At 73.5% G+C, this 7,850-nt stretch carries 10 protein-coding genes; 4 read left to right on the top strand and 6 right to left on the bottom strand.

What is annotated here, in order from left to right:
• The 3 genes from GTW43_RS02375 to GTW43_RS02365 form a co-directional block, all read right to left on the bottom strand.
• Positions 1–439, bottom strand: a 439-nt coding sequence (locus GTW43_RS02375; RefSeq protein ID WP_202500941.1) for a dihydrofolate reductase family protein, incomplete at its 3' end; no start/stop codon positions are given.
• A gap of 38 nt (positions 440–477) precedes the next feature.
• Positions 478–1,449 (bottom strand): glutathione S-transferase C-terminal domain-containing protein, encoded by a 972-nt coding sequence (locus GTW43_RS02370; protein WP_161299873.1) that lies wholly within the window; start codon positions 1,447–1,449, stop codon positions 478–480.
• Positions 1,450–1,602: 153 nt separating this feature from the next.
• On the bottom strand, positions 1,603–2,031 hold the full coding sequence (locus tag GTW43_RS02365) for a pyridoxamine 5'-phosphate oxidase family protein (RefSeq protein WP_161299872.1): 429 nt from the start codon (positions 2,029–2,031) through the stop codon (positions 1,603–1,605).
• 130 nt (positions 2,032–2,161) lie between these two features.
• On the opposite strand from GTW43_RS02365, the gene GTW43_RS02360 reads away from it, so the two are divergent.
• Positions 2,162–2,398: a hypothetical protein gene (locus GTW43_RS02360; RefSeq protein WP_161299871.1), complete on the top strand. Its 237-nt coding sequence runs from the start codon at positions 2,162–2,164 to the stop codon at positions 2,396–2,398.
• A gap of 95 nt (positions 2,399–2,493) precedes the next feature.
• Here the strand turns inward: GTW43_RS02360 and GTW43_RS02355 are convergent, their stop codons facing one another.
• The 3 genes from GTW43_RS02355 to GTW43_RS02345 all read right to left on the bottom strand — a co-directional run bounded on the left by GTW43_RS02355 (position 2,494) and on the right by GTW43_RS02345 (position 5,622).
• On the bottom strand, positions 2,494–2,877 hold the full coding sequence (locus GTW43_RS02355) for a VOC family protein (protein ID WP_161299870.1): 384 nt from the start codon (positions 2,875–2,877) through the stop codon (positions 2,494–2,496).
• 206 nt (positions 2,878–3,083) lie between these two features.
• Positions 3,084–4,706 (bottom strand): phosphoglucomutase (alpha-D-glucose-1,6-bisphosphate-dependent), encoded by a 1,623-nt coding sequence (gene pgm, locus GTW43_RS02350; protein WP_161299869.1) that lies wholly within the window; start codon positions 4,704–4,706, stop codon positions 3,084–3,086.
• 136 nt (positions 4,707–4,842) lie between these two features.
• Positions 4,843–5,622, bottom strand: coding sequence for a Clp protease N-terminal domain-containing protein (locus GTW43_RS02345; protein ID WP_161299868.1), 780 nt, complete (start codon positions 5,620–5,622; stop codon positions 4,843–4,845).
• A 76-nt stretch (positions 5,623–5,698) separates the two neighbouring features.
• Between GTW43_RS02345 and GTW43_RS02340 the strand changes: the two genes are divergently transcribed.
• The 3 genes from GTW43_RS02340 (at position 5,699) to GTW43_RS02330 (ending at position 7,824) form a co-directional block, all read left to right on the top strand.
• Positions 5,699–6,493, top strand: coding sequence for an alpha/beta fold hydrolase (locus tag GTW43_RS02340; protein ID WP_161299867.1), 795 nt, complete (start codon positions 5,699–5,701; stop codon positions 6,491–6,493).
• A 55-nt stretch (positions 6,494–6,548) separates the two neighbouring features.
• Positions 6,549–7,052, top strand: coding sequence for a hypothetical protein (locus GTW43_RS02335; protein WP_161299866.1), 504 nt, complete (start codon positions 6,549–6,551; stop codon positions 7,050–7,052).
• Positions 7,053–7,383: 331 nt separating this feature from the next.
• Positions 7,384–7,824 (top strand): OsmC family protein, encoded by a 441-nt coding sequence (locus tag GTW43_RS02330; RefSeq protein WP_161299865.1) that lies wholly within the window; start codon positions 7,384–7,386, stop codon positions 7,822–7,824.
• Positions 7,825–7,850 lie beyond the last annotated feature (26 nt).

Below are 7,850 nucleotides of genomic sequence, written 5' to 3'. Positions count from 1 at the left end.
CGCGCTCCCCGAGGTCGTCGAGCAGACGTGCCCAGTCGACGCCGGCCCCGAGCGTCACCACGTCGGCGGCCGCTCCGAGCCGCTCGCGGGCCAGGGCGCCCCCCTCGTCCGTCGTGTACACCAGCCGGTCCCCGCCCGTCGTCCAGAAGGGGTCCGCGGGGTCGAGCCGGCCCGAACCGCTCACGGCCACCTTCAGGGGGTACGCCGGACGCCCCTCGGCTTCGCGCTGGGCCCGCCGCCGTTCCGAGTTGACCAGCAGCCGGGGCCGGTCCGCGCGCAGGGTGCCCGCCCCGACGAGGACCGCGTCGCTCCCGGCCCGCGCCGCGTCCACCCGGTCGAAGTCCTCGGGGCCCGACAGCAGCAGCCGCCGGGGCCCGGTGTCGTCGAGGCAGCCGTCGAGCGAGACGGCGGCGGACAGCAGCACGTGGGGGCGGGGCATGACATCTCCGTGGCCTGGGGCGGACGTACGCCGCGAGCCTACCGAGGCGCCGGGGCGGTCCCGTCGCCGAAGGGGCGGCCGCCGAGCGCCTCGCGGCCGTGCGGCGCGTCCCAGCCGGACCGATCGGGGCCGAGCGGCACGATGCCGGTCGGGTTGATGCCGGTGTGGACCCCGTAGTAGTGGCGCTTGATGTGGTCGAAGTCGACCGTGTCACCGAAGCCCGGCGTCCGGTACAGGTCGCGGGCGTACGCCCACAGCACCGGGTCCTCGGTGAGCTTGTTCCGGTTGCACTTGAAGTGGCCGTGGTAGACCGCGTCGAAGCGGACCAGGGTCGTGAAGAGGCGCACGTCCGCCTCCGTGATGGTGTCCCCGACGAGGTAGCGCCGGTCGGTCAGCCGCCGCGACACGAGGTCGAGACGGGTGAACACGTCGCGGTACGCGGCGTCGTACTCCTCCTGCGTCGTCGCGAAACCGGCGCGGTACACGCCGTTGTTGACGTCGCGGTAGATCCCCTCCATCACGTCGTCGATCTCGTCGCGCAGCGCCTCGGGGTACAGGTCGGGCGCTCCGGGACGGTGCAGGGCCGTCCACTCGGTCTCGAGGTCCAGCGTCAGCTGCTGGTAGTCGTTCGTGACGAGTGCGCCGGAGGGGACGTCGACGATCGCCGGCACGCTGACCCCGCCGGGGTAGCCGGTCTCCCGGGCGTCGTAGGCCTCGGCGAGGTACCGGATGCCCAGGACCGGGTCGCGGCCGTCCGGGTCGAGGGTGAAGCGCCAGCTGCGGTCGTCCTGGATCGGGTCGGCGACCGCGAGGGACAGAGCGTCCTCGAGCCCGAGCAGCCGCCGCACGACCAGCGCCCGGCTCGCCCACGGGCACGCGTAGCTGACGACGAGCCGGTAGCGTCCCGCCTCCACCGGCCAGCCGTCGCGACCGTCGGCCGTGATGCGGTCCGCGAAGTGACTGCGGGAGCGCTTGAAGCCCTTCTTGCCGTACGAGGCGTTGCCGTCCACGAGGAGGTTCCCTTCCGCGTCGTCCGGGTCGTCCGTCCGGGTCGTCCGGGTGGTCCAGGGCGCCCGGTCCGTCCGTGCCGGCGCCGTGACCGACCCCTTCGAGCCTGCCCGGGATCCGGTCCCGGCACCACCGCGCCGGGGCCGGGAACCGGCTCAGCTCGCGCCGATGTCCGCGCTCAGCCAGTGCTCGGGTAGCAGCTCGACGAGCGCCATCCCGTCGGGGCCGAAGCGGCGCAGGGAGTTCTCCACGTACGCGGCCACGACGTCCGGGGCCAGGTAGCGCGACGCGACGGCCGTGAGGTCCTCGGCCGTCGCGGTACGCAGCGTCACCGGACCCTCCGCGGACACGTAGCGGTAGGTGGGCTCGACCCGCTGGACGAGGAAGGTGGCCCGTCCGGCGGCCGCGAGCAGCCGGGCCTTGCGGCTGTCGCCCGCGGTCACGGCGCTGAAGCGGCCGCCCGGCCGGTAGGCGTACCAGATGGGCACGTTGAGCGGGCCCCGTCCGTCACGGGCGTCGACGGCCAGGCAGGCGGGGTGGGTGCCGGCGAGGAACTCCTCGCGCTGTTCCCGGGTGAGCGGCATGCGGGCGTCCCTCGGTCGGGGGCCGCGCGGGGCGCGGCCCGGAGTGCTCCGGTTCCGTTGTACGCGCGGTGCGTGGTTGCTGCACGTGACGGAGGTGCGAGATCCACGGGAGAGCCCCAGAATCGTAGACATGTCCCTAATGTCCGCAGGTGTGACATGGCTCGGACTCGGTCTGACGGTCGGCACGGCCGGACTGGTGACCTACGGTCTCGCGGTGCTGCCCTGTTCGGCCACGGTCCGTCAGGAGGACGCCGAACTGGCCTGCCGCCCGGCACGCCGGACGGCACTGGCCCTCGGGCTGGTGGGAGCGGCGGCACTCGTCGTGGGCACGGTGTTCCTCGTGCTCCACGTGACCGACTTCCGCTGAGCCCGGACTCCGCCCCGGACGGCCGCGAACGGGCGGGGGCCGCACCCACCGTGCGGCGGATGCGGCCCCGTGTGCCGGACGCGGTCGAAGGCCGCTCAGAACCCGCCGTACGGGCGGGTGATGGCCTCCATGCCGTGACCCGCGGGATCCTTGAAGTACATCCCGCGGCCCCCGTCGTTGTGGTTGATCTCCCCGGGTCGCCGCAGACCAGGGTCGGCGTAGTACGTGATCCCGGCCTCCTCGATGCGCCGGAAGATCCCGTCGAACTCCTCCTCGGTGACGAGGAAGGCATAGTGCTGCACGGTGATCGACTCGGCGGGCACGGTCGCGAAGTCGAGCGTCACGCCGTTGCTGAGTTCGAGGGGGACGAACGGGCCCCATGCGTCCCCGACGGGGAGCCCCAGGACGTGTCCCAGGAATGCGGCGGATTCCCGGTTGTCCCGGGAGTGCACGATGGTGTGATTGAGCTGTACAGCCACGATGGATTGCCTCCAGAAGGCAACTCCGGCACCTCCATGCCTCACCCGGTCGGTGACCGGCACGCGATGCTGCCCCGACCCTAACGGGCCCGGCCGTTCGAGGGCCAGCCCGTTTCTGTGGCCGCGCCGGGCGTCCTTCGTACGTGCCGGACAGCGTCGCGGACGTCCCCGGCCTGCCGGAGACGTCCCGCGCCTGAGACGCCGGATCAGGCGAGCGCCGCGTCCACGATCGCCTGTGCCTCGGCCTGGACCTGCGCCAGGTGTTCCGCTCCGAGGAAGGACTCGGCGTAGATCTTGTAGACGTCCTCGGTCCCGCTGGGCCGGGCGGCGAACCACGCGTTCTCGGTGGTGACCTTGACGCCGCCGATCGCGGCGCCGTTGCCCGGAGCCTCGGACAGGCGGGCCGTGACCGGCTCGCCCGCGAGGGTGTCCGCGGTGATCGCGTCGCCGGTCAGCCGCGCGAGGCGGGCCTTCTGCTCCTTGGTGGCCTTGGCGTCGATGCGGGCGTACGCGGCGCCCGACGCGCCGTGCCGGGCGGCCAGTTCGGCGTAGTACACCGAGGGCGTCTTCCCCGTGACCGCGGTGATCTCGGCGGCGAGGAGGGCGAGCAGGATGCCGTCCTTGTCGGTGGTCCAGACCCGGCCGTCGGTGCGCACGAAGCTGGCGCCGGCGCTCTCCTCGCCGCCGAACGCGACCGACCCGTCGACGAGTCCGGGCACGAACCACTTGAACCCGACGGGCACCTCGACCAGGTCGCGGCCGAGCGAGGCGGCGATCCGGTCGATGACGGCGCTGGAGACGAGCGTCTTGCCGACGGCGGCGGTGGCGGGCCAGTCGGGGCGGTGGGTGAAGAGGTAGTGGATCGCCACGGCCAGGTAGTGGTTGGGGTTCATCAGGCCCGCGTCGGGGGTGACGATGCCGTGCCGGTCGGCGTCCGCGTCGTTGCCGGTGAGCAGGTCGAAGTCGGCGCGGCGGGCCAGGACCGAGGCCATCGCGGGCGCCGAGGACGGGTCCATCCGGATCTTGCCGTCCCAGTCGAGCGTCATGAAGCGCCAGGTCGGGTCGGTGTGCGGGTTCACCACCGTCAGGTCGAGGCCGTACATCTCGGCGATCCGGGACCAGTAGTGCACGCTCGCGCCGCCCAGCGGGTCGGCGCCGACCCGCACCCCGGCGGCGCGGATCGCGTCGAGGTCGATGATGCTGCGCAGGTCCTCGACGTAGTGCTCGCGGAAGTCGTAGGGCTCGGGGGCCGGGTCCACGGCGGTGGGCGGGGTCCAGTCCGGGTCCTCGAGGAGGGCGTTGGCGCGGTCCGCGATCCAGGAGGTGGTGGCCGAGTCGGCCGGACCGCCGTGCGGCGGGTTGTACTTGAAGCCGCCGTCGCGCGGCGGGTTGTGGCTCGGGGTGATCACGATGCCGTCGGCCCGGTCGGCGGGTTCCCCGGCGTTCCACCGCAGGATCGCGTGGCTGAGGGCGGGCGTCGGCACGAAGTCGTCGTGCGCGTCGGCCCGGACGCGGACGCCGTGCGCGGCGAGCACTCCGAGCGCGGTCTTCAGCGCGGGCCGGGACAGGGCGTGGGTGTCGGGGCCGATGAACAGCGGTCCGGTGATGCCCTCGGCCGTGCGGTGCTCGACGATGGCCTGCGTGATCGCGGCGATGTGCGGTGCGTTGAAGGCGCCGTCGAGGCTGGAGCCACGATGGCCACTCGTGCCGAACACGACCCGCTGCTCGGGGCGCGTGAGGTCGGGCTCCCTCGTGTAGTAGGCGTCCACCAGCTCGTCGATGTCGACGAGGTCGTCCGGCCGGGCGGGGGTTCCAGAGCGGTCAGTCATGGCAGCAGTTTCCCATCTGCGGCCGGCAGCGCGGCCGCGGGGAACCGTGTGGTGGCCGAGCGCGGACGGAGCACGGACAGAGTGCGGACGGGGCCGGTGCCGCACGCGCACCGGACCCGCCGCGGCCGGCGCACCGTCAGCCCTCGGGCTGCTCCGTCTCCTGCGCCTTCTCGTCTGCCTTCTCCTGTGCCTGCGCCTGGCGGGTGTAGCCCGCGAGGGACTCGGCGATGTCGGCCTCGGAGGCCTCCTTCGTGAGGCCGAGACGGGAGAGCACCCCCGTGCCGTTCTCGTGCTCGAGGAGCGCGAGCAGGATGTGCTCGGTGCCGATGTAGTTGTGCCCGAGGCGCAGCGCCTCACGGAACGTCAGCTCCAGCGCCTTCTTGGCGTCCGCGTCGAACGGGATGAGGGCGGGCACGTCGCCGCCGCCCTCGGGCAGGGCGGCCGTGGCCTCCTGGCGGACAGTGTCGAGCAGCACGCCCTGGGAGCGGATCGCCAGGGCGGCGAGCCCGTCCGGCTCGTGCAGCAGCCCGAGCACCAGGTGGGACGTGCCGATCGTGGTGTGGCCACCGGCCTTCGCCTCGTTCTGCGACGCGATCACCACGTTCCGGGCGCGGGTCGTGTAGCGGCTGAAGCCCTGCTGGGGGTCGAGGTCGCCCTCGGTGCCCTTCGCCACGAAGCGCTTCTGCGCCGCCTGACGGGTGACCCCCATGCTCCTGCCGATGTCCGTCCAGGAGGCGCCGGAGCGGCGGGCCTGGTCGACGAAGTGGCCGATGAGGTGGTCGGCGATGTCGTCGAGGTGGTCGGCGGCGAGCACCGCGTCCTGCAGTTGGTCGAGGGCGTCCGTGTGGACCTTCTTGATGGCCTCGATCAGGTCGTCGAGGCGCACGGGGTGGGACATGCCCGCGGGATTCGTCATGAGGCAACCCTAGGTTGACAGTCCAGGAGTGTCAACCGTCGGTTGACACTTCATTCCCGGGGCAGAATCGGGAACCATGCCCCACGCGCACGCGGCCGACGGTGCCGCCCTTCACTACGAGATCCACGGTAGCGGCGCCCCGCTCGTGCTCCTCGCCGGACAGTCCAACAACCACCACTGGTGGGACCCGGTCCGTCCGCGCCTCGACGCCGCGTTCACCACCGTCGTCCTGGACTGGCGCGGCACCGGCGGGAGCGACGCGCCCGACACGGACACGTACAGCACCCCCGGGTTCGCCGAGGACGTGATCGCCGTCCTGGACCACGCCGGAATCGGCCGCGCCCACGTGTACGGGACCTCGATGGGCGGCCGCGTCGCCCAGTGGCTCGCCGCAGGCCGGCCGGACCGTGTCGGCCGGCTCGTCCTCGGCTGCACCTCGCCCGGCGCACCGCACGGCATCGAGCGCGACGCCGGGATCCGCCGCGCGCTCGCCGACCCGGCCACGGCGTACGCCACGCTCGTCGACCTGATGTACACACCCGCCTGGACCGCGGCCCACCCCGGCCCCTACGCCACCCTCGGCGACCCGGACCTGACCGCCCACGCCCGCCGCCGCCACCTGCGCGCCAGCGCCCGCCACGACGCCTGGGACGCGCTGCCGCGGATCCAGGCGCCGACGCTGGTCGTGCACGGCACCGACGACCGCTTCAACCCCACCGCGAACGCACCGCTGCTCGCCGGGCGCATCCCCGACGCGCGCCAGCTGCTCGTCGAGGGCGGCCGGCACGCCTACTTCGAGGAGTTCGCCGACGAGGCGACGCCGCCGGTCGTCGCGTTCCTGAACGACACCGGCCCGGCCCGCACTGCGTAGGCTGCCGACCGGCCCGACCGGACCGACCGGCCCACCTCAGGGAGGAACGAGAACGATGCCCGCCGACCGTGTCACCCTCGCCGACGTCCTCGACGGCGCCGCGCCGGACGCGACCGGGGCGCTGTGGCGCCTGCGGGGCGCGGCTCGGCAGCTGGACGCGAACCTGATCCGGCTGCGCCCCGACGCGCACGGGGACGCGTACGTCGAGAGCGACCTGGACGTGCTGCTCGTCGTGGTCGAGGGGAGCGGCACCCTGCACCGCGCGGGCGCCGACGAGGAACTGGCGCCGGGCGTCCTCGTGTTCGTGCCGCGCGGCGAGCGGCGGTCGGTCAGCGCGGGCGCCGCCGGTCTCGCCTACCTCACCTGTCACCGGCGGCGCCCCGGCATGACGATCGGCCGGACCCCGGCGGCGGTTGCGGCGGTGGCCGTCGAGGGTGGCGAGGCGCCGTGTCTGCTGCCTCGGGTGTGCGCCGAGTGCGGCCGTGTCGCGGACGACTCCTCGGCGCGGTACTGCGGCCGGTGCGGAGAGCGCTTGCCCCGCACTGAGATCCAGCCGTAGTTCCGACGGCGGGATCGCGCCAGACGGCGGGTTCCGTGCGGCGCCGGCCGCCCGGTACAAGGGGTCCCGCACCCGTCTTCCGTCACATCTCGCCACTGATTCAACACAGAAGGTTACCGAAAGGCGGGGGTCCCGGATGAGTTCCGGCCCGGCCCGAGGCAGACTCTGGCCCACGGCGGTCACCGGCTCCCGAACCGGCCGCCGTGGGGTGGGGAAGCACCACCAGGGGGAGTCCGCGCGTGTGGGGCGCGCGGGCTCCCCGCCCCTCTGACGCACCGCCGCCGCGACGTCTCCGGGGGCGCGGCGGGTCCGGCCTGGTTACCGTTCCGCCATGGCCGACTACCGCATCGAGACCGTCCGCAACGGCGAACGCGACTGGACCGCCCGCAACGACCGGGGCGCCGAGGTCCGCATCGCCCCCGCCGACTCCGCGGGGGCCCAGCCCTCCTTCACCCCCGTCGAGCTGCTGCTCGCGGCCCTCGGCGGCTGCGGCGGGCTGGTCGTCGACCGCACCGCGCGCAGCGCCGGGCACGAGGGCCTGCGCATCGTCGTCGAGTCCGTGTCGCGCGCCGAGGACGACGGACGGGTGGGTGCCGTCCGCATCGCGTACGAGATCGAGCTGCCGGAGGGCGACGCCCGAGCCGCCGAGGTGCTGGAGCGCGGCATCCGGCTCACCCACGAGAAGTACTGCACGGTCAGCCGCACCGTCGAGCACGGAGCCCGCGTCGAGGCGCTGGGCCCCGACGGGACGATGCTCTTCATGGGCGGCTGACCGTCGCGCGACCAGGGGGCAGTTGA

Source organism: Streptomyces sp. SID5785, assembly GCF_009870065.1.
Classification (GTDB): Bacteria; Actinomycetota; Actinomycetes; order Streptomycetales; family Streptomycetaceae; genus Streptomyces.
This window is presented reverse-complemented; position numbering and strand designations above follow the sequence as displayed.

Coding starts and splice junctions, on each gene's coding strand:
- GTW43_RS02330 (WP_161299865.1), top strand. CDS start 7,384: ATGGCCGACTACCGCATCGAGACCGTCCGCAACGGCGAACGCGACTGG.
- GTW43_RS02345 (WP_161299868.1), bottom strand. CDS start 5,622: ATGACGAATCCCGCGGGCATGTCCCACCCCGTGCGCCTCGACGACCTG.
- GTW43_RS02365 (WP_161299872.1), bottom strand. CDS start 2,031: ATGCCGCTCACCCGGGAACAGCGCGAGGAGTTCCTCGCCGGCACCCAC.
- GTW43_RS02340 (WP_161299867.1), top strand. CDS start 5,699: ATGCCCCACGCGCACGCGGCCGACGGTGCCGCCCTTCACTACGAGATC.
- GTW43_RS02335 (WP_161299866.1), top strand. CDS start 6,549: ATGCCCGCCGACCGTGTCACCCTCGCCGACGTCCTCGACGGCGCCGCG.
- pgm (WP_161299869.1), bottom strand. CDS start 4,706: ATGACTGACCGCTCTGGAACCCCCGCCCGGCCGGACGACCTCGTCGAC.
- GTW43_RS02360 (WP_161299871.1), top strand. CDS start 2,162: ATGTCCCTAATGTCCGCAGGTGTGACATGGCTCGGACTCGGTCTGACG.